General features: G+C 39.2%; 23 protein-coding genes. 12 read left to right on the top strand and 11 right to left on the bottom strand.

From position 1 onward, the window contains the following. Positions 1-109 precede the first annotated feature (109 nt). From U3A58_RS14470 to U3A58_RS14490, 5 genes are read left to right on the top strand one after another with little or no spacing between them, the layout of a single operon-like run. A complete protein-coding gene (locus U3A58_RS14470; protein ID WP_323824456.1) occupies positions 110-1,354 on the top strand; it encodes a dihydroorotase in 1,245 nt (414 codons plus the stop codon). Then, positions 1,347-1,859 carry a DUF4199 domain-containing protein gene (locus tag U3A58_RS14475; RefSeq protein ID WP_323824459.1) on the top strand — a complete coding sequence of 171 codons (513 nt, stop codon included), beginning with the start codon at positions 1,347-1,349 and terminating at the stop codon, positions 1,857-1,859. Before U3A58_RS14470 ends, U3A58_RS14475 begins: the two co-directional genes overlap by 8 nt. Before the next feature lie 7 nt (positions 1,860-1,866). Further along, positions 1,867-2,415: a DUF4199 domain-containing protein gene (locus tag U3A58_RS14480; RefSeq protein WP_323824461.1), complete on the top strand. Its 549-nt coding sequence runs from the start codon at positions 1,867-1,869 to the stop codon at positions 2,413-2,415. Positions 2,416-2,418: 3 nt separating this feature from the next. Next, positions 2,419-3,381 carry a glycosyltransferase family 2 protein gene (locus U3A58_RS14485; protein ID WP_323824463.1) on the top strand — a complete coding sequence of 321 codons (963 nt, stop codon included), beginning with the start codon at positions 2,419-2,421 and terminating at the stop codon, positions 3,379-3,381. Further along, complete coding sequence (locus tag U3A58_RS14490; protein ID WP_323824466.1) at positions 3,381-4,343, top strand: glycosyltransferase family 2 protein; 963 nt, start codon at positions 3,381-3,383, stop codon at positions 4,341-4,343. The genes U3A58_RS14485 and U3A58_RS14490 overlap by 1 nt, the downstream gene beginning before the upstream one ends. On the opposite strand, the gene U3A58_RS14495 is transcribed toward U3A58_RS14490, so the two are convergent. Continuing rightward, positions 4,340-5,104, bottom strand: a complete 765-nt coding sequence (locus U3A58_RS14495) for a class I SAM-dependent methyltransferase (protein ID WP_323824468.1) — start codon at positions 5,102-5,104, stop codon at positions 4,340-4,342. The two genes, U3A58_RS14490 and U3A58_RS14495, sit on opposite strands and share 4 nt — an antisense overlap. Before the next feature lie 182 nt (positions 5,105-5,286). On the opposite strand from U3A58_RS14495, the gene U3A58_RS14500 reads away from it, so the two are divergent. Then, positions 5,287-6,780, top strand: a complete 1,494-nt coding sequence (locus tag U3A58_RS14500) for a TolC family protein (RefSeq protein WP_323824470.1) — start codon at positions 5,287-5,289, stop codon at positions 6,778-6,780. Positions 6,781-6,789: 9 nt separating this feature from the next. On the opposite strand, the gene U3A58_RS14505 is transcribed toward U3A58_RS14500, so the two are convergent. From U3A58_RS14505 to U3A58_RS14545, 9 genes are all read right to left on the bottom strand, one after another. Further along, the gene (locus tag U3A58_RS14505; protein ID WP_323824472.1) at positions 6,790-7,140 is read right to left on the bottom strand and encodes a hypothetical protein; all 351 of its coding nucleotides are present in this window, start codon (positions 7,138-7,140) and stop codon (positions 6,790-6,792) included. Between the two features lie 218 nt (positions 7,141-7,358). After that, positions 7,359-7,538, bottom strand: coding sequence for a type II toxin-antitoxin system antitoxin (locus U3A58_RS14510; RefSeq protein WP_323824474.1), 180 nt, complete (start codon positions 7,536-7,538; stop codon positions 7,359-7,361). Positions 7,539-7,541: 3 nt separating this feature from the next. After that, on the bottom strand, positions 7,542-8,030 hold the full coding sequence (locus U3A58_RS14515) for a hypothetical protein (protein ID WP_323824476.1): 489 nt from the start codon (positions 8,028-8,030) through the stop codon (positions 7,542-7,544). A gap of 5 nt (positions 8,031-8,035) precedes the next feature. After that, the gene (locus U3A58_RS14520) at positions 8,036-8,887 is read right to left on the bottom strand and encodes an SPFH domain-containing protein (protein WP_323824477.1); all 852 of its coding nucleotides are present in this window, start codon (positions 8,885-8,887) and stop codon (positions 8,036-8,038) included. A 117-nt stretch (positions 8,888-9,004) separates the two neighbouring features. Further along, positions 9,005-9,964 (bottom strand): signal recognition particle-docking protein FtsY, encoded by a 960-nt coding sequence (gene ftsY / locus U3A58_RS14525; RefSeq protein ID WP_323824480.1) that lies wholly within the window; start codon positions 9,962-9,964, stop codon positions 9,005-9,007. A gap of 91 nt (positions 9,965-10,055) precedes the next feature. Beyond that, a complete protein-coding gene (locus tag U3A58_RS14530; protein ID WP_323824482.1) occupies positions 10,056-10,208 on the bottom strand; it encodes a DUF4295 domain-containing protein in 153 nt (50 codons plus the stop codon). A gap of 37 nt (positions 10,209-10,245) precedes the next feature. Beyond that, positions 10,246-10,428, bottom strand: coding sequence for a 50S ribosomal protein L33 (rpmG, locus tag U3A58_RS14535; protein WP_057939355.1), 183 nt, complete (start codon positions 10,426-10,428; stop codon positions 10,246-10,248). A gap of 31 nt (positions 10,429-10,459) precedes the next feature. Further along, positions 10,460-10,702, bottom strand: a complete 243-nt coding sequence (rpmB, locus tag U3A58_RS14540; protein WP_323824484.1) for a 50S ribosomal protein L28 — start codon at positions 10,700-10,702, stop codon at positions 10,460-10,462. 99 nt (positions 10,703-10,801) lie between these two features. After that, complete coding sequence (locus U3A58_RS14545) at positions 10,802-10,963, bottom strand: DUF5522 domain-containing protein (RefSeq protein ID WP_416377307.1); 162 nt, start codon at positions 10,961-10,963, stop codon at positions 10,802-10,804. Positions 10,964-11,038: 75 nt separating this feature from the next. Here U3A58_RS14545 and rocD point away from each other — a divergent pair, with 75 nt between their 5' ends. The 6 genes from rocD to U3A58_RS14575 all read left to right on the top strand — a co-directional run bounded on the left by rocD (position 11,039) and on the right by U3A58_RS14575 (position 17,759). Further along, the gene (gene rocD, locus U3A58_RS14550) at positions 11,039-12,274 is read left to right on the top strand and encodes an ornithine--oxo-acid transaminase (protein WP_323824486.1); all 1,236 of its coding nucleotides are present in this window, start codon (positions 11,039-11,041) and stop codon (positions 12,272-12,274) included. A 104-nt stretch (positions 12,275-12,378) separates the two neighbouring features. Then, the gene (locus tag U3A58_RS14555; protein WP_323824488.1) at positions 12,379-13,032 is read left to right on the top strand and encodes an HAD family hydrolase; all 654 of its coding nucleotides are present in this window, start codon (positions 12,379-12,381) and stop codon (positions 13,030-13,032) included. 3 nt (positions 13,033-13,035) lie between these two features. Continuing rightward, positions 13,036-14,004, top strand: a complete 969-nt coding sequence (gene hemB, locus U3A58_RS14560; RefSeq protein WP_323824491.1) for a porphobilinogen synthase — start codon at positions 13,036-13,038, stop codon at positions 14,002-14,004. A 520-nt stretch (positions 14,005-14,524) separates the two neighbouring features. After that, positions 14,525-15,823, top strand: a complete 1,299-nt coding sequence (locus U3A58_RS14565) for an ammonium transporter (protein ID WP_323824493.1) — start codon at positions 14,525-14,527, stop codon at positions 15,821-15,823. A gap of 92 nt (positions 15,824-15,915) precedes the next feature. After that, positions 15,916-17,100, top strand: a complete 1,185-nt coding sequence (locus tag U3A58_RS14570; protein WP_323824495.1) for a porin — start codon at positions 15,916-15,918, stop codon at positions 17,098-17,100. Between the two features lie 293 nt (positions 17,101-17,393). After that, positions 17,394-17,759, top strand: a complete 366-nt coding sequence (locus U3A58_RS14575) for a hypothetical protein (RefSeq protein ID WP_323824497.1) — start codon at positions 17,394-17,396, stop codon at positions 17,757-17,759. 53 nt (positions 17,760-17,812) lie between these two features. Here U3A58_RS14575 and U3A58_RS14580 read toward each other — a convergent pair whose 3' ends face one another. Beyond that, positions 17,813-18,187 (bottom strand): co-chaperone GroES, encoded by a 375-nt coding sequence (locus U3A58_RS14580; protein WP_323824499.1) that lies wholly within the window; start codon positions 18,185-18,187, stop codon positions 17,813-17,815. Positions 18,188-18,300 lie beyond the last annotated feature (113 nt).

The raw sequence follows: 18,300 nt of genomic DNA on the forward strand, positions 1-18,300 counted from the left end.
TAAAGCCAGCTTGAACAGCTGGCTTTTTTCGTTTTATAGAAACCTTATTTTGAAATACTATTTTTCATTTTTGGAATATTATTGCAGCTTTGCATCAAAGTAAATTTTAATGTCTATTCTATTTAAAGGCCTCCGTAGTATTCATTCTGATGGTTTAGAAAAATCAAAGGATTATATTTTTGAAAATGGAGAAGTTAAACTTGCTTCTTCCAGCAATACATTAAAATTTGATCAGGAAATAAATGCCTCTAAATGGCTTTTATCAACAGGATGGATTGACCTTAGGTGTGGTATGGGGGAGCCAGGGCTAGAGTATAAGGAATCTATTGAAAGTTTAGCCGAATCCTTAACAGTAAGTGGTTTTTCAGCAGCTGTAATACTGCCGAATACTCTTCCAGTTATTCAGTCCAAAGGGGATGTGGATTTTGTGCTTAACCGAGCCAAAAGGTATACTCCAGAATTTTTGATTCAAGGTGCTGTAACGAAGGATACTGATGGTGAAAATTTCACGGAGATCCTTGATATGCATCATCAGTCAGGTGTTTCTGTTTTTGGAGAAGGGTTGAAGCCTTTGGCCAATGGAGACCGATATATGAAGATATTGCAGTACCTCCAGAAATTTAATGGAGTGCTTTTTGATCATGCATACGATCCGTTGCTAGCAATTTTTGGGCATATGCATGAGGGAGAAAACTCTACGATGCTAGGTGTAAAAGGGATTCCTAATCTAGCTGAGGATGTTGCAATCCAAAGAAATCTAGAGATTCTCCGATATGCTGGAGGACGTGTTCATTTTCAAACAATCAATACTGCTAAGGGTGTAAATCTAATCAGACAAGCAAAAGCTGAAGGCCTTAATGTAACTGCGGACGTATCGATTTTTCAATTGATTTTCTCAGATGGTGATTTGATGGACTTTGACCCAAATCTTAAAGTATTGCCACCTTTCAGAGGAGATACAGATAGAATAGCTTTGATTGAAGGCCTCAAGGATGGGACAATCGATGCATTGGTAAGTAACCATCAGCCAGAAGATCTAGATTCTAAGTTTATGGAATTTGATTTGGCAAATTTTGGAATGGTAGGTTTACAAACATTTCTACCGGCAATGGTTATTCTTGAAAAAGAACTTGGTTGGTCTCTTTTAATTGAGAAAATCACAACTGGGCCTAAGGGAATAATACCATATGAACTAACTCAGTCTTGGACAATTTTTGATCCAGAAGCTGAATGGATTTATAATGAGCGGACAAATAGATCTCTTTCTTCTAATTCACCTTGGTATGGAAAAGATCTAAAAGGCCAGGTAAAATATGTGATCCAAAAAGGTCAATTAATAGAAGTAGATGTATAAGTACTTTAGTTCAGCCTACAAATTTGGAAGTATTGCGGGTGTATTAAGTATCCTTGCTTTCATCACACTATCATTCTTATATCCAGACCCTACTAATTTAAATTTGATATTCGGGTATGTTATTACCCCGATCGCTATTTTTATGGCTATCAAATTTTTCAAAGATTACAGCAATAATGACTATTTATCATTTGCAGAGGGTATGTCAGTAGGGTTTGTAACCTATGTGCTAGAATCAGTAATTTCACTAGTTGGCATATGGATTCTATTAATAATACATCCTGATTTATTTTATCAAATTAAACTTTCTAAGCTTGATGTATTAGCAGAAAGCAAGGTTTCTATAATCGCCCAGGTAGGTGAAAGTTCATTTGATTTGACCTTGGAAAGCATCAGAAATATGGTTCCATTTGACATCGCGTTGAATGATTCGTTGTGGAAAATCATTCCCGGTCTGTTTTTTACTATTATTATATCTATTATTTTGAGGAAAAATCTTAACTAACGAACTCATGGAAGAGCATCAATCACCTTTTCAGGCAGCTATCAAGCCAGGGCTTACAATTGGCTTAGTGTCTTTGGCACTTACTTTTATAGCGTATTTTATTGATTCTACGCTTCTAGGTTCACCGTGGTTTGGACTTGTGGCTATTATCATATTCTTTGTTTTGATGATCTACTTTGGCAAGCAGTATAGAGCTGAATTGGGTGGGTTTATGAGTTTTGGAACGGCCTTCAATTTTAGCTTTATCGCCATCGTAATCTCCGGCTTAGTGGGTTTGGCGGGTCAAATCCTTTTGTTTCAAGTCATTGACCCTTCATTGGCTGGAGTATTGGCTGACCAAGCTTTTGAGACAAGCATATCCATGATGGAAAGTTTTGGGCAGGATCCAGATGCCATGGACCCTGCGGTCCTGGACAAAATAAGATCTGATACAGCCAGTAGCTTTACAATGGTTGGGCAGCTAAAGAACTTTGGGTTTGGACTCATTGTGTATGCAATTATTGCCTTAATTTTGGGAGCAATCCTAAAGAAAAGAGACAAGTCTCTCGATTATTAAATTATGCCCCAGATTTCAGTTGTAGTTCCTGTATTTAACGAGGAGGAGTCTCTGCCTGAATTAACGCAATGGATTAGCCGTGTCATGCATGATCACGGCTTTTCTTATGAGTTGATTTTTATAAATGATGGTAGTTCTGACAGCTCATGGGGAGTTATTAATTCAATGTCTCATGATTCTAATGAGGTGAAAGGGATCAATTTTACCAGAAACTACGGGAAGTCAGCTGCGCTGGATGCAGGGTTCAAAAAGGCATGTGGTGATGTAGTGATCACTATGGATGCTGATCTGCAAGATAGCCCGGAGGAAATCCCTGGGTTGTATGGGATGATAATAGAGGGAAAGTTTGATGTGGTATCCGGCTGGAAAAAGGAGCGTCATGACCCAATAGGCAAGACTATCCCTTCCCGGTTTTTTAATGGAGTAACTAGATGGATCTCCGGAATAAAGCTCCATGATTTCAATTGCGGGTTGAAGGCTTATCGTCTCAAGGTTGTGAAAAATATCCAAATCTATGGAGAGATGCACAGATACATCCCCTTACTTGCCAAATGGAACGGATTTGGCAAAATAGGTGAAAAAGTAGTTCAGCATCAGGCAAGAAAGTTTGGCTATTCCAAATTTGGGATTGAACGTTTCTTGAATGGATTTCTGGATTTGATCTCTGTCTCTTTTGTGCATCGCTACAAAAAGAAGCCCATGCATTTCTTTGGGTTTTTGGGAAGTTTTTCGTTTTTGACAGGTTTTATTATCACTTGTTGGTTGATTGTCGAAAAAGTATATGGGTTAAGCAAAGGTCATAAAGTACGGGAAATCACTGAGCAGCCTTTATTCTTTTTAGCATTAGTTGCCTTGATTATCGGAGTTCAGTTATTTGTGACAGGGTTCATTGCTGAGTTGATGACTTCCAATCAATCCAAAGAGACTGAGTATAAAATTGATGAAGAGATAAACTTCGACTTTTGATGAAGTTCTCGGTAATCATACCGGTTTATAATCGACCAGAAGAGTTACGCGAATTATTACAAAGTCTTATTAAGCAAGCCTTCTCAGACTTTGAAATCGTAGTGATAGAAGATGGCTCTATGAATGATTCTGGTGGTGTTATTACAGATTTCAACGATAAACTTCAAATTCAATATTTGGTACAACCCAACACGGGGCAAGGATTTGCCAGAAACAATGGAATGAAAACAGCCAAAGGAGAATTTTTTGTCATTCTGGATTCTGATGTGATATTGCCCGATGATTATTTGCAAAAGCTATCAACAGCAATAGAAAGCCGTATGCTTGATGCTTTTGGAGGGCCAGATGCTGCTGATAAGGATTTTTCGGTTTTGCAAAAAGCGATGGATTTTGCCATGACATCCTTATGGACTACTGGTGGTATTCGTGGTAAAATGAAAAATCCATCCAAGTATCAAGCCCGTGGATTCAATATGGGGGTTTCACGAAAAGTATTTCAAGTGACTGGAGGATTTGCAGATCCAAACCAAGGAGAAGATATAGAGTGGAGCATCCGTATAAAGATGGCTGGATTCAAACTTGAATTAGTTCCCGAAGCTTTTGTGTACCACAAGCGAAAAAATACGGTTGCTTCCTTTGCTAGGCAAGCGTTTTCATTTGGTAAGAATCGAGTGAATGTATCGAGATTTCACCCCGGTGCTATCAAACTTGTCCATTGGTTACCTACAGCTTTTTTGCTTTTTTGTCTTTTTATACCGCTTTTCTATTTTGTGAATAAATCGCTATTCCAACTCACTGCAACGTTATTATTAATCTGGAGCGCCGGCGTGATACTTTCGTCGGCGATTCAATATAAATCTGCTAAAGTTGGATTTCTGAGCTGGATCACGTCTATCATCCAACTTTGGTCTTATGGGATAGGATTGCCGTGGGAGCTATTGAGGAAATGGAGTAAAGGTTAATTCCCTTTTCTACATATAAAGATCACCTCTTCTGAGGGAAGTGCATTTTGCTTTACTTGTTCAGGAGAGAGCTCTTTTACAAATAAATTCTCTTCGATAACTAACCCTGATTTTCTAAGGCGTTTTGCATAGTCTTTACCAAACTTGCGCACATGATCCCGCTGTCCAAAGACACGTTCGCGTTCTGCGGCGTCAGTAATATTGTTGTCTTCTAAGGTCTTTTCGATAGCATAGACAGGTGACTGGAGTATTCCCCATCCACTTGGCTTCAATACACGATTGAACTCAGCACAGGCTCTTAAGTCATCTTCTACATGCTCCAAGACATGGTTGCAAAAGACGACGTCAAAACTATTTTCAGGAAATGGAATATCATGTACATCCATTTTTACTTTTGCCAGAGGTGATTCAATGTCTGCGGTGATGTAGTCTAAGTTTGTTAAAGATTCAAACCGCTCAATAAAACAATGCTCTGGTGCGACATGCAACACTCGAAGTGGGGCTGTGAAAAATTCTGTTTTTTCCTTAAGGTAAAGCCACATCAGTCGATGACGTTCCAGAGATAAACAAGTTGGACAAAGTGCATTAGCTCTTGCAATCCGTCCATATGGCAGGAATTTCTTGTAACTATGCTCACAAACTGGGCAGGTGACATCTTTGCCAGAATTCATCTGCGCAAAAAATCTCATTACAATAGGACTTACTCGCTGTAATAATGGTCTAGGGATGTAGCGAATAACGAAACTGATAATGGTCTTCATGGTTGGTCGGAATCAAGTAGCAAGTTACTCAAAGGGGTAAAAAGAGCGTAAGGAATATTAATCTTTTACTTTTTTAGATTTTTTAGGAATTGAAGTGCAATAAAATTCTTGTTTGTGAAGAATCAATCAGTATTTTAGTTGATAGGAATAAATTGCCTTTTTGAATCCAAAAAATTGCCTTTATGAAGATCCAGACAATATTTTTTTTTAAGTATCTTTTAGTACTACTTACTTTGGGTACAACTTTCAATTTTTCAAATGCGCAAAACACGCCAACTTTTACCCTAAAGGAGCTGGTGCAGCAGGCAAAGGATAATTCTCCAGTAGCACTTAGGGCAAAGACGCGAAGAGAGAATCGTTATTGGCAATACAGGCTATTCAAGTCTAATTATAACCCACAACTTCGATTGACTGGTACAATTCCCCAATACTATCAGGAGTACAACAACATCACTCAGCCCGATGGCTCCATCGAGTTTATCGAGGTGAAGCAAAACTTTATGGATTTGGGATTGGGTTTGGAGCAAGTGATCGGGGTAACGGGTGGGGCCGTTTCGGTGAGTACATCTACGAATAGATTTGATAATTTTCTTTCGAATCCTGGAACCCCTCAGACAAGATACTCTGGTGTGCCAATCAGTGTGGCATTGCAACAGCCGATTTTTGCATACAATCGATTCAAATGGGATAAAAAGATTGAGCCTTTATTATTTGAAGAGAGTAAGCGGGAATTTGTAAAGGAGATGGAGGAAGTTTCTATTTACGTCACGCAATTGTATTTTGATTATTTGACAGCCCAAGTTAATTCCGAGATTGCCACCACAAATCTCAAGAATACAGAAAATATTTTTGAGATAGAAAAGCGCAGAAATGAGCGAGGAATAACTCCTGAGGATGATCTACTGCAAGTTGAATTAACGGTACTTAATGCGCAACAGGCGATGGCAGAGGCTCAGCTTTCCTTAGAAAGTGCTGCATTTGCGATGAATTCCTTTATAGGCTTGAATCAAACTTCTAAGTTGAATCTGATTTCCCCTGTTACTATTCCTGAGTTTGAAGTTGATGTTGAGCGAGCTATTGACCTCGCATTTCAAAACAGAGCAGAGTCCATTGGATTTGATAGACAAAAAGCTCAAGCAGAGTCTCAGGTAGCGCAGGCCAAAGGACAGCGCTTCCAAGTTCAGCTAAATGCTAGGTATGGGTACAATAATGCTGCTTTTAATTTCCCCGACCTCTATCAGAAACCCAACACTCAAGCCCTGGTTAGTTTGGGGCTGTCGGTCCCTATCTTAGATTGGGGTAGAAATAAAGCCAGAATGTCTATGGCAATGGCAAATCAGGAGTTAATAAACTATACAGTAGAGCAGGAGCAGATTAATTTTCAGCAAGAAATTTTTACTATGGTGAAAAACTTCCTGATGATCAAGCAGCGATTAAATGTCACAAAAGTAGCTGACGATGTAGCCCAGCGACGGTACGATATTGCGATTAAAAGATATCAGACAGGTAATGTTACCATAACCAATCTCAATATTGCCCAAAATGAAAAAGACTCTAATAAAAGAGCCTTTTACGCATCTTTACGTGATTTTTGGGTGGCGTATTATGAACTTAGATCGCTTACCTTATATGATTTCGAACAGAGTGAATTACTTTATAGACCTGAGTTAGACTAATTGGGGAATTTAGATTGAGGCGTTTTCCTTGATGAATTCTTCCAGCTTACGCATCTTTTTCTCTAGCTTCTCGATGGACTTAGTTTGCTTTTCCATTTTCTTGGTGATTTTCTCAATGTCATTTGGAGAAAGTTTGCCAGCAGAGTTTTTCTTTTCAAAATTCACTCTTAAGTCTTGACGTTTTTCTAAAGCTTTCCGGTGATCTTCTTTGTATTTTATGAGCTTTACTTTTGCCTTTTCGACTTTTTCATGGGTTTTAGCATCTATCCCAATGGTGCTAACTGTCTGCGCCACTACTTCAGGGGTAGATAGGCAAATCAAACCAACTAAAACTGTAAATAATAGAATGAGTTTTTTCATGATTTTTATTGGTTATGATGATTTTCTGTAATGTTGTCAGTCCAATCTCCTTGCTTATTAGGCTAGGATTCCCAAAAGTGCAGGGAGACGAGGAGGACGAAGTTGGCTTGCCGTCGTCTTTAGTCACATGCTAATTTTACCTCAGAAGTGGAATAGGCTATACACCTAGTGTTTTCTATTATGGCACAAAACTTTATTTTTGGGTTGAGTTCCCGGTTTTATTCCAAGCTAGTATTATTAGCATCTCCTTTTGGTAAGCGACCAGCCTTTTTCAAAGATTCTCGGATGATCCATTCGAGTTGGCCATTGGTACTGCGGAACTCATCTGCTGCCCATTTTTCAAGCGCTTTCATCATGTTCTCATCCAACCTCAGTGCAAATGCTTTTTTTTTGGGCATAACTTATTCCTCTCTCCAGTTTTCCAAGAAGTCTGTCAATTCTTTTGACTTCATTGTTCCTATCAATATTTTTTTCTTTTCTCCCACGTCCAAAAGAAGTCCTTCATCACCAAGCACAGAGTATGCCTTGGTTGTTCTATTGCCCTTAAATCCCCAACCACCATAGTCTGTGACTGGGTTGTATTTGATCACTTCGTGGGATTTTATGATTTCTTTTGGGAATTGTCTCCAATTGCGGATGAAAGGCATGTATCTAAAAGAAATGCTTTTATCATCAATCCTTGTCTCTAGCTTCAAGTTGAAAATCAGAGCGAACACTAAGATTAATGAACCCATTACTACTCCCAAGGCAATAGCCATTTCTTGTTTTTCATCAGAAGTGGCGTAAAGTACAATCATCAGGATCAGAACAGGTACCTCTGTCAAAATCATGACATACATGATCCAAGTGCCCACATAAGTTTGGCTTTCTTTGAAAATCCTATTGGCCATTTTGGCTAGTGATTTAATGTCCCGACATTAAGCACTGGGCTGGCGCTCTTGTCCGAGCAAAGGACTACCATTAGGTTGGATACCATCACCGCTTTTTTCTCATCGTCAAATTCTATGATGTCTTTTAACTTAAGATCAGCTAAAGCCATTTCTACCATTCCTACTGCGCCTTCCACGATCTTCTGTCGAGCAGCTACGATAGCAGTTGCTTGTTGTCTTTGCAGCATAGCAGAAGCGATTTCCGAAGAGTAGGCGAGATGTGATATTCTCGCTTCAATCACCCTAATTCCTGCATGATGAAGCCGCTCACTGATTTCTTGCTCAAGGGAGTGATTCACGTCTTCAACCCCAGATCTCAATGTAATTTCTGCTTCTTCCGCTTCAAAATTATCGTATGGATACAGTCCAGCCATCTTTCTAATAGCCGCATCAGATTGCAAATGGACAAAGTTTTCGTAGTCATCTACATCAAAAGTAGCTTTGAATGTGTCTTCCACCTGCCATACGACGATGGTTCCTATCATGACAGGATTACCGATTTTGTCATTGACTTTTACAGGCTTATTTTCAAAGTTCCTCACTCGAAGTGATATTTTTTTCTTTGTCATGAATGGGTTGACCCAGTAGAAACCATTGGCTTTCACACTTCCTTTGTAATCACCAAAGAGCAGTAAGACCATTGCTTTGTTGGGCTCCACAATGAAAAAACCACCTAGACAGATTAAAGCTACTATCACTGATAAAATACCTACTACTATCATGATTTGCTGGATAAAAAGTGCTACTGCAAAAATGATAAGCCCAAGAACGAATAGGATCATGAAATATCCCGACATAGGTTTAGTTACCTTTTCCATATTAGTATGATGTTAAAATGATATCATACTAAATTACAGTAAAGTTTGGATATAGTTTAGATTTACGAAAAAAAAATACCCCGATTGTGGGCGGAGTATCTAATAGCGTGAGATTTACTATTTCTTCTTAGTGAAAAGCGAATCGACAAATTCTTTTCGGTTGAAAATCTGTAAGTCTGTCATTTTTTCGCCTACGCCAATGTATTTGACAGGGATTTTGAATTGATCTGAGATGCCGATCACCACACCGCCTTTGGCAGTGCCATCGAGCTTGGTGATGGCTAAGGAAGTGATTTCGGTCACTTTAGTGAATTCTTTAGCCTGAATAAATGCATTCTGCCCCGTGGACCCGTCCAATACCAATAGTATTTCATGAGGAGCATCCGGGATAAATTTCTGCATCACGCGTTTGATTTTTCCCAGCTCATTCATCAAGTTCACTTTAGTATGGAGTCTTCCTGCAGTATCGATGATTACCACATCGGCATTAGTATCTACTCCTTGCTTTACCGCATCAAATGCAACTGATGCAGGATCTGTATTCATTCCGTGGGAAACTACGGGTACTCCGACTTTTTCACCCCAGAGAATCAACTGTTCGACAGCAGCTGCTCTAAAAGTATCTGCTGCGCCCAAGACTACTGACTTTCCAGCTGTTTTGAAAAGATTGGCAAGTTTGCCTATGGTGGTTGTTTTGCCTACTCCATTTACTCCGACCACCATGATTACATAAGGTTTTTTTCCTTCAGGTAGATCAAAGTCCAGGAGATCTTGTGAGTTGTTTTCTCTTAATAGGTTTTCAATTTCTTCTTTAAGAATGATGTCAAGCTCACCAGTATTGACATATTTGTCTTTGGCTACCCGTTCTTCAATTCTTCGGATTACTTTGATAGTAGTATCTACACCCACATCAGAGGTGATTAGAATTTCTTCCAATTCATCCAAAATCTCATCGTCCACTTTGGACTTGCCTACTACGGCTTTACTGAGTTTGGAAAAAATATTTTCGCTTGATTTCTGAAGACCTTGATCAAGGCTTTCTTTCTTGTCTTTAGAAAAGAAACCAAAGATTCCCATGCTTGTGCGTTTTAAAAGTGGAATATAACGAAAAAGTCCCTGCTGACCGATGGACAGAGGGACTAGAATGACTTATGTTGCGAATCGCAACTTATTTTTTCAAAGCTTCCTGTACCAAAGGGGAGGGAACCATTTCTTCTCTGAAGGTATAAGCACCAGTCTTCTCAGATCTTACCGCTTTGATTACTTTGGCGTAAGACACGCCACCTTCTTTTTTAAGGGTTGCTACTACTTTCTTAGCCATGGTCTTGTTGTTTTAACGGAATTGCTTCCGAGCTAGATTACTTAATTTCTTTATGAACAGTTACTTTCTTCATGATCGGGTTGAATTTTTTCAATTCCAATCTTTCCGTAGTGTTTTTTCTATTCTTGGTAGTGATGTATCTTGAAGTACCTGGCAAGCCAGAAGCTTTATGCTCCGTGCATTCCATAATCACTTGTACTCTATTGCCTTTCTTAGCCATCTTTGTATTGGTTTAAGGGTCGTGACCTTGATTATCTGATTACAATCATCCCGTTTTCCTGAGCTTCTTTCAAAACCGCAGTGATACCTTTCTTATTGATAGTCTTCAATGCCTTAGTACAAACTTTCAAAGTGATCCATGCATCCTCTTCTGGAACGTAGAACGTCTTCTTATGAAGATTTGGGTAGAACCTACGCTTAGTTTTGTTGTTTGCATGGGAGACGTTGTTACCTACTCGAGGTCTTTTTCCGGTAATGTCACAAACTTTTGCCATGGTAATGTATAGTAAATTGTATCCGTTTCTGTAATGAGTCTGCAAATATCGGAACTTTTTGGTGAATTGCAACAAAGCATTTCAAAAATATTCCTATTTCTATTGGGCTTCAGAATAGGGACAGTGTTTGCAACCATTCCCACAGCAATGCCCACGTTTTAAGTGATATTTCTTAGTAAAAACCATTAGTCCTCGATCATTGTAATAAAAGTCCCCCATACTCAATATCGGGGTAGGGTGAGGCTTCTTTGGATCTTTCATGGTTAGGGCAAAGGCAATTACTATATTTGGCCTTGACGGCTATTTATTTATATAGTATACAAAATTACGAAAAACATGCAGACTATTATTTCCAGTAAGCAAGCAATAGAATTAGAAGATAAATATGGAGCGCATAATTATCACCCATTGCCAGTGGTGCTAGCCAAAGGTGAGGGAGTTTTCCTCTGGGATGTGGAAGGCAAGCGCTATTATGATTTCCTGTCAGCCTACTCTGCTGTTAATCAGGGACATTGTCATCCCCGTATTAAGGATGCGTTAATCGAGCAGGCAAGCACCCTGACGTTGACTTCCCGAGCTTTTCATAATGATGTGCTCGGCCCTTTCGAGAAATATGTCACTGACTATTTTGGTTATGATAAAGTGCTTCCTATGAACACGGGCGCAGAAGGAGTGGAAACGGCAATTAAAATAGCCCGAAAATGGGGATACGAGAAAAAAGGTGTGGATGAAAATCGTGCTAAAATCGTAGTAGCCGAGAATAATTTTCATGGAAGGACTACCACGATCATTTCGTTCTCCAGCGATGAGAATGCACGGAAAAACTTCGGTCCTTACACAGCTGGATTTGTCAAGATCCCTTTTGATGATATTTATGCATTAAAGACCGTTTTAGCCGATCCAGATGTGGTGGCATTCTTGGTGGAGCCGATTCAAGGCGAGGCTGGAGTGCATGTGCCAGGCCTAAATTATCTGAAGGAAGCTAAAGCTGCGTGTGAGTCGCAAAATGTGCTTTTCATTGCGGATGAGATTCAGACCGGAATAGCACGAACAGGCAAATTGCTTGCGGTAGATCATGAAAACGTAAGACCGGATATCTTGATTTTAGGCAAAGCCGTTTCAGGGGGATTCTATCCGGTATCTCTTGTTTTGGCAGATGATCCAGTGATGAATGTAATCAAGCCTGGGCAGCATGGTTCGACCTTCGGTGGTAATCCACTTGGTGCCCGAATTGTGATGACTGCTCTGGAGGTAGTGAAAGATGAGAAATTGGCTGATAATGCACTGAAGCTTGGAGAGGTTTTCAGAACAAGAATGCAAAAGCTCGTGGATAAATCAGATCTGGTAAAGCTTGTGAGAGGTAAAGGCCTGTTAAATGCCGTAGTTATCAATGATTCGGAAGAGAGCAGCACAGCATGGGATATATGTGTGGCGTTGAAAAACAATGGTCTGTTGGCCAAGCCAACCCACGGTAATATCATCCGCTTTGCTCCCCCCTTGGTCATGACAGAAGAGCAGATTCATGAGTGTAGTGATATTATAGAAAGGACAATAGCTGCCTTTGAAAAGTAGAGATAGGGATTTGATTGAATTAGCCCTCCTGTGTTTTTGGAACTTGGGAGGGTTTTTTAGTGTCTTTTGTTTAATTTTGCTACTTTAAAAAACTGAACCAATACATGTTAAAAGCTGTCATTTTTGATATGGACGGGGTGATTTGTCATACCAATCCATTTCATTCTATTGCCTTCCAACAATTTTTTGCGAAGCGAAATCTTAATCCAACACAAGCAGAGTACGCTGAGCATATGTACGGAAAAAATAACGGGTATATCTTGAGTCATTTTTTAGGCAGGAAGATAGAAGGGGACGAGCTGGCTTTGCTCGAGGAAGAGAAAGAAGGGCTTTTCAGAGAGATTTACAAATCGGAAGTTGACCCAATTACTGGATTTATGGACTTTTTTGAAAAACTGAAATCAGAAGATTTACTTACTGCTGTTGCAACTTCTGCCCCAAGGGCAAATCTTGAGTTGATTATAAGCACTCTTGGGATCGGCAGTCAGATGCAGTCACAGCTGGCCTCGGAAGATGTGGCAAAACATAAGCCGGATCCTGAGGTGTACCTGAAGAGTGCGAAAAGACTTGGTGTGAATCCTGAAAACTGCTTAGTGTTTGAAGATTCTTTCTCTGGAGCAAGCGCTGGCATAAATGCAGGGATGAAAGTCGTTGGCGTGCTTTCCAGCCATGCGAAAGAAGAATTACCCAATTGTGACTTATATATTGAGGATTATCAAAACTTGAATATCATCCAGATTAATCAACTTTTCAATTAAGCTATGTTACGTAGACCTCGAAGAAATCGAAAATCCGAAGCTGTTAGAAATCTTGTAGAAGAGACTAGTCTTTCTGTCAAGGATTTATTATTCCCAATGTTTTTGGTGGATGGTATGAAGAAGAGGATTGTGATAGATTCCATGCCTGGTATCTATAGGTATTCCATAGATACCATGCTTAGCGAAATCGAAAGCTGTTTGAAGCTTGGAATCCAAGCTTTTGATGTCTTTCCTGCTTATCCTGATAGTTTGAAAGATGCAATAGCTTCAGAAAGCTATAATCCTGAGACTTTTTATTTGAAGGCGCTTCGTGAGATCAAAAGGGAATTTCCTGAAGTTTGTCTGATGTCTGATGTGGCGATGGATCCATATAGTAGTGATGGCCATGATGGTTTGGTGAAGAATGGAAAAGTCTTGAATGATGAGACCTTGGAGATTTTGGCCAGAATGTCATTAGCACAGGCAGATGCTGGAGTAGACATCCTCGGCCCATCGGATATGATGGATGGACGAGTAGGCTATATACGTGAATTATTAGATGAAAATGGATTTACGGAGACCTCCATCATGTCATATACTGCTAAATACGCCAGTGCATTCTATGGGCCTTTCCGAGATGCGTTGGATTCTGCACCCAAGTTTGGGGATAAAAAGACTTATCAGATGAATCCTGCTAATTCGAAAGAAGCATTGATCGAAGGAGATTTAGATACTGATGAAGGAGCCGATTTTCTAATGGTGAAGCCTGCACTATCCTATTTGGATGTTATTAGCCTTTTAAAAGAAAACTTCCCCTTACCGATAGCAGCGTATAATGTGTCGGGTGAGTATAGTATGGTAAAGGCTGCTGCGGAAAGAGGATGGATAGACAATGATAGAGCTATGCTTGAAATTTTGCTGAGTATAAAACGTGCTGGAGCCAAGGTAATCCTCACCTATTTTGCCAAAGAATATGCAAGTTTGGTGAAGTAGAGTCCAGCTATTTCTATTTTGATTGTAAGACCGGCATATGCCGGTTTTTTTATGCCCATTGATCTTAAAAATCATCTGTATTGTCAGGAAAACTGTTCTTTTCTTAAAAGTTGGGTATAAAAAATATCTCATTAGTAAAATTTTATATTTTTCGTAAAATCTATCAATTGACTTAAAATCCTGTTTTTTCAATTTTTTACAAATAATATTCCATAAGTCCAGTGTTTTTTTTACCAAAATTTTGAATATCCGGTTTAGCAGTCGGTTTCGAAGAATTTTATAGATATAAACCAAATATTATTTTATTTAGTAATAAGTTCTTAATGAGACCTATAATCTATTATTTATTGCAAAAAATGTAAAAAATGGGTTGTAAATAATAGTCAAAATCAGGAATTAATGTTTAAAATGTAAAAATTGATTTGTTTTATTAGCAATAATATAATTACATTCGATTTCAAATTAATTCATCAAACCTATCGTAAATTCTGAATATCGTTCTTTTAACTATATCTAACCTATGAAGTATTTCGCAACACTGTTGGCTCAAGATGTGGCCACAACAATGGATTTGTCAGCCGAGATTGCACAAAATCTCCTCACAACAAACAATGTCTGGATGATGCTCTCTACCGCCCTGGTATTTATTATGCACTTGGGATTTGCTGGAGTAGAAGCTGGATTTGGCCAAGCCAAAAACACAGTCAACATCTTATTCAAAAACACGATTACTCCCATTATCGGTATTTTATCCTATGCCTTTGTGGGATTTTATCTGATGTATCCAGGTTTTGAAACTCCGGGGTGGTTTTCCTTTGATTCAGCTGGATGGACCATGTTTTGGTTCTCCCCGGGAGATGCAGACGTGACTACTGGCTACGCGAAAGGAGGCTATACCTATTGGACGGATTTCCTATTTCAGGCGATGTTTGCTGCCACTGCAGCTACAATCGTCTCTGGAGCCATAGCAGAGCGAGTGAAATTATGGGCTTATCTGGTATTTACTTTACTATATGTAGGTATAGTTTATCCATTGATCGGTAGCTGGAAATGGGGTGGAGGAGCACTAGATGCTATGGGCTTTTATGACTTTGCGGGAAGTACTTTGGTTCACTCAGTAGGTGGATGGGGAGCGCTGGCAGGTGTGATTTTAGTCGGCCCGAGAATTGGTAAATATGTGAATGGGAAAACAGTTGATAAGCCAGGATCAAGTGTTCCGTTGGCAGTTATTGGTGTGTTTTTGCTTTGGCTGGGCTGGTTTGGTTTTAATGGTGGTTCTGTGCTATCTGCAGATCCAGCATTAGTATCCTTTGTTTTAGTTACTACTTGCTTGGCAGCATGTGCCGGTGGCATCGGAGGATTTCTCGCTGGAAACTTGGTTTTTAAGCGTCTTGATCTTGGAATGGTTCTTAATGGTGTGCTGGCAGGCTTGGTAGGGATTACTGCAGGTGCTGATGTGATCAATCCACTAGCAGCTGTATTTGTAGGCTTCGTAGCCGGGATTTTAGTAGTGTATTCTGCAGTATTGCTGGATAGACTCAAGCTCGATGATGTGGTGGGCGCTGTTTCTGTCCACTTGACATGTGGGGTTTGGGGTACTTTGGCAGTCGGTATTTTTTCCACCAATCCTGAGCATAGTTTCTTTACTCAATTAATGGGTGTGGCTATTTGCGGAGCTGCAGCATTCTCAGCGGCTTTCACAATCTTTTATGTCCTTAAAAAGACGATGGGTATTCGTGTCTCTGAAGAGCATGAGCGTGGTGGCCTGGATTCGCACGAACATGGAATACGCGGCTATACCATAGTGTATGACGAATAGACCAATCTACTACCTGCCATAGATTAGGAATTCCTAATTCTTTGGCATCATTAAAAACTAATTATTATTTATAATCCTATACCTATAAAAACATGAAAAAAATTCAACAATTTATACTAGCAATTTTGCTTTTTGGTGTAACAAATACATTTGCCCAAGAGGCTACTACAGTTGAAGAAGAGGAACTGTCCAAGTTTACATTCTCTGGTTCTGTAGATGCTTATTTCCGGACCAATTTAAACGCACCTAACAAAGGTGATAATTTTCAAGCGCCAGCTTCATCCTTTGGTAATCTTCCAGGCTTTTCGTTAGGTATGGCAAATATTATTGCCACCTATGAAGGAGAGAAAATAGGTGCAGTAGCTGATTTGGTGTTTGGCCCTAGGGGTGAAGATGCCGTTTTTGGTTCTCCGTTATATGCTGGCGGTATGGCAGGTAGTTCGCAAATAGTGAATCAATTGTATGTGTATTGGAATGTATCTGATGTAGTTACTTTAACGATGGGTAATTTCAATACATTCTTGGGTTACGAAGTGATTTCTCCAACGGGTAATTTCAACTATTCTACATCTTACATGTTCTCATATGGCCCGTTTTCTCATACTGGTTTGAAAGCTGATTTCGAACTTTCTGATAATTGGTCATTGATGGCAGCAGTGATGAATCCTACAGATATGACGGAGTTCAATTTAGCTGGAACCTATACACTGGGAGCTCAATTGGGATATTCTACTGATGCAGGAAGTACGTACTTGAATTTTGTATATGGCGATCAAGACGGAAGGCTGGATGTAGATAACGGAGGATTAATTCCAGGTGCAACTTCTATGGGGAATACGTTCCAGGTTGATTTGACGACAGGTTTTAATGTTTCTGATGCAGTATATATAGGGGTGAATACTACTTACAATACCACTTCTTCAGGTGAAATTTTCAGTGGGTCTGATGTACAGGATACTGATGGAGATGGATCTGGTTTTTACGGTTTTGCAGGTTATTTGCAAGCGACTACTTCAGAGAAATTTGCTTTGGGACTTCGTGGAGAGTACTTCAGTGTATTCAACGGAGGCCTTGAGGGTGTAGTTGGGGTGGATGGAAATGGTGATGGAAACGTGTTTGCAGTAACTCTTTCAGGAAATGCAAAAGTTCACAAAAACCTAACTTTAATCCCTGAGTTAAGATTAGATTCGATGGGAGAAGATTTCTTTATGAATAAGGATTTGAATCCAAGCAAAAGTTTAGCCTCATTTATGCTGGCAGCAGTGTTTGCATTCTAAAAATATAAGCAGGGTATATTGTTAAAATTAAGCCGGGATGAATTTCATCCCGGTTTTTTTGATTCTATGTTTTTATCGTAAAATTCGGATTTAATTTTAGTTGTTTTTTTGCAATACTAGTGTTGATTGAGCTAATTGAGCCTTTTAATCACACCTATTTTAGTTGGTCAATTGAACTTTTAAAGAATAAAATTTCATATTTCACCCAAAAAGATATAAGAAATATTGATTATTTGTAACCTATCCTTATCATTTCAGTATATTTCAATAGGAACAATCCAAATATACAACTAATGAGAAGGTCAACATTCCTTATCACTTTTATGATGATTTCCACATTTGCATTTTCACAAAATGTAACTGGGCCAAAAGCAAAAAATGCTAAGCTCAGTCAAAAGACAAGTAGGTCTATTGCAGTAGTCTATCAACAAACGCCACTTACACCGAAAGGGCCAGCGGCTAAAAATGCCAAGGTCTGGAATGAAGCAGAAAGAAGAATTTATAAAATGGTAAGTTTCCGTGAAAATGTTAACAATCCAAAAGGATTAAAAGCTAAGAATAGTAAGGTTTGGGAGGATCCTGAATTAGTTGTTTCTGGATCAAAAGCAAGCTATGTTATCCCAAAATCAATGCGGCCTAAAAAATTCTGGTGGCACTAAGTAGTGATAAGAAATAGAAATCAAAAAGCTCGGTAGGTTCCGAGCTTTTTACTTTACAGATCTTGCTCTCTTTCGAGCATAAGAATAGCTCCTTGAGAAACAATGAAATATTTTTGATTTTCATAAATTATTTCATGCGCACCAGATAGTAAAAAGATGGCTAAGTCACCCTCCTTTGCCTGTAGTGGAATGTATTTTACTTGTTCTTCTTTGTCCATCCACGGCTCTTGATTTTCAACTGGCATTGGAATAGGATAGCCTGGGCCAGCTTTGATGATATAACCTTGCTGGACTTTTTCTTTTTCTTGAACCCCAGGTGGTAAGTATAAACCTGAACCTGTTTTTTCATTCGGCTTTTTCAACCGAATCAAAACGCGGTCACCTACTACTATGAGTTTCTTTAGTTTGTTATCAGCTGTCAATTGCATGGCGTTAGATTTCTACAATTAAAATATGGGTACCTAGAGTCTTGAGGCAATAATCTTAACTATGTAACTAAAAAGGCACCTGCTTTTACACAGATGCCTTTTTGAGTTGGTTT

The sequence above is a fragment of the Algoriphagus persicinus genome (genome assembly GCF_035156415.1).
In the GTDB taxonomy this organism is placed as follows: domain Bacteria; phylum Bacteroidota; class Bacteroidia; order Cytophagales; family Cyclobacteriaceae; genus Algoriphagus; species Algoriphagus persicinus.

Bases quoted from the DNA above. Each gene is read 5' to 3' on its own strand.
- U3A58_RS14470 (WP_323824456.1), top strand. From the start codon at position 110: ATGTCTATTCTATTTAAAGGCCTCCGTAGTATTCATTCTGATGGTTTA.
- U3A58_RS14475 (WP_323824459.1), top strand. From the start codon at position 1,347: ATGTATAAGTACTTTAGTTCAGCCTACAAATTTGGAAGTATTGCGGGT.
- U3A58_RS14480 (WP_323824461.1), top strand. From the start codon at position 1,867: ATGGAAGAGCATCAATCACCTTTTCAGGCAGCTATCAAGCCAGGGCTT.
- U3A58_RS14485 (WP_323824463.1), top strand. From the start codon at position 2,419: ATGCCCCAGATTTCAGTTGTAGTTCCTGTATTTAACGAGGAGGAGTCT.
- U3A58_RS14490 (WP_323824466.1), top strand. From the start codon at position 3,381: ATGAAGTTCTCGGTAATCATACCGGTTTATAATCGACCAGAAGAGTTA.
- U3A58_RS14495 (WP_323824468.1), bottom strand. From the start codon at position 5,104: ATGAAGACCATTATCAGTTTCGTTATTCGCTACATCCCTAGACCATTA.
- U3A58_RS14500 (WP_323824470.1), top strand. From the start codon at position 5,287: ATGAAGATCCAGACAATATTTTTTTTTAAGTATCTTTTAGTACTACTT.
- U3A58_RS14505 (WP_323824472.1), bottom strand. From the start codon at position 7,140: ATGAAAAAACTCATTCTATTATTTACAGTTTTAGTTGGTTTGATTTGC.
- U3A58_RS14510 (WP_323824474.1), bottom strand. From the start codon at position 7,538: ATGCCCAAAAAAAAAGCATTTGCACTGAGGTTGGATGAGAACATGATG.
- U3A58_RS14515 (WP_323824476.1), bottom strand. From the start codon at position 8,030: ATGGCCAATAGGATTTTCAAAGAAAGCCAAACTTATGTGGGCACTTGG.
- U3A58_RS14520 (WP_323824477.1), bottom strand. From the start codon at position 8,887: ATGGAAAAGGTAACTAAACCTATGTCGGGATATTTCATGATCCTATTC.
- ftsY (WP_323824480.1), bottom strand. From the start codon at position 9,964: ATGGGAATCTTTGGTTTCTTTTCTAAAGACAAGAAAGAAAGCCTTGAT.
- U3A58_RS14530 (WP_323824482.1), bottom strand. From the start codon at position 10,208: ATGGCTAAGAAAGTAGTAGCAACCCTTAAAAAAGAAGGTGGCGTGTCT.
- rpmG (WP_057939355.1), bottom strand. From the start codon at position 10,428: ATGGCTAAGAAAGGCAATAGAGTACAAGTGATTATGGAATGCACGGAG.
- rpmB (WP_323824484.1), bottom strand. From the start codon at position 10,702: ATGGCAAAAGTTTGTGACATTACCGGAAAAAGACCTCGAGTAGGTAAC.
- U3A58_RS14545 (WP_416377307.1), bottom strand. From the start codon at position 10,963: ATGAAAGATCCAAAGAAGCCTCACCCTACCCCGATATTGAGTATGGGG.
- rocD (WP_323824486.1), top strand. From the start codon at position 11,039: ATGCAGACTATTATTTCCAGTAAGCAAGCAATAGAATTAGAAGATAAA.
- U3A58_RS14555 (WP_323824488.1), top strand. From the start codon at position 12,379: ATGTTAAAAGCTGTCATTTTTGATATGGACGGGGTGATTTGTCATACC.
- hemB (WP_323824491.1), top strand. From the start codon at position 13,036: ATGTTACGTAGACCTCGAAGAAATCGAAAATCCGAAGCTGTTAGAAAT.
- U3A58_RS14565 (WP_323824493.1), top strand. From the start codon at position 14,525: ATGAAGTATTTCGCAACACTGTTGGCTCAAGATGTGGCCACAACAATG.
- U3A58_RS14570 (WP_323824495.1), top strand. From the start codon at position 15,916: ATGAAAAAAATTCAACAATTTATACTAGCAATTTTGCTTTTTGGTGTA.
- U3A58_RS14575 (WP_323824497.1), top strand. From the start codon at position 17,394: ATGAGAAGGTCAACATTCCTTATCACTTTTATGATGATTTCCACATTT.
- U3A58_RS14580 (WP_323824499.1), bottom strand. From the start codon at position 18,187: ATGCAATTGACAGCTGATAACAAACTAAAGAAACTCATAGTAGTAGGT.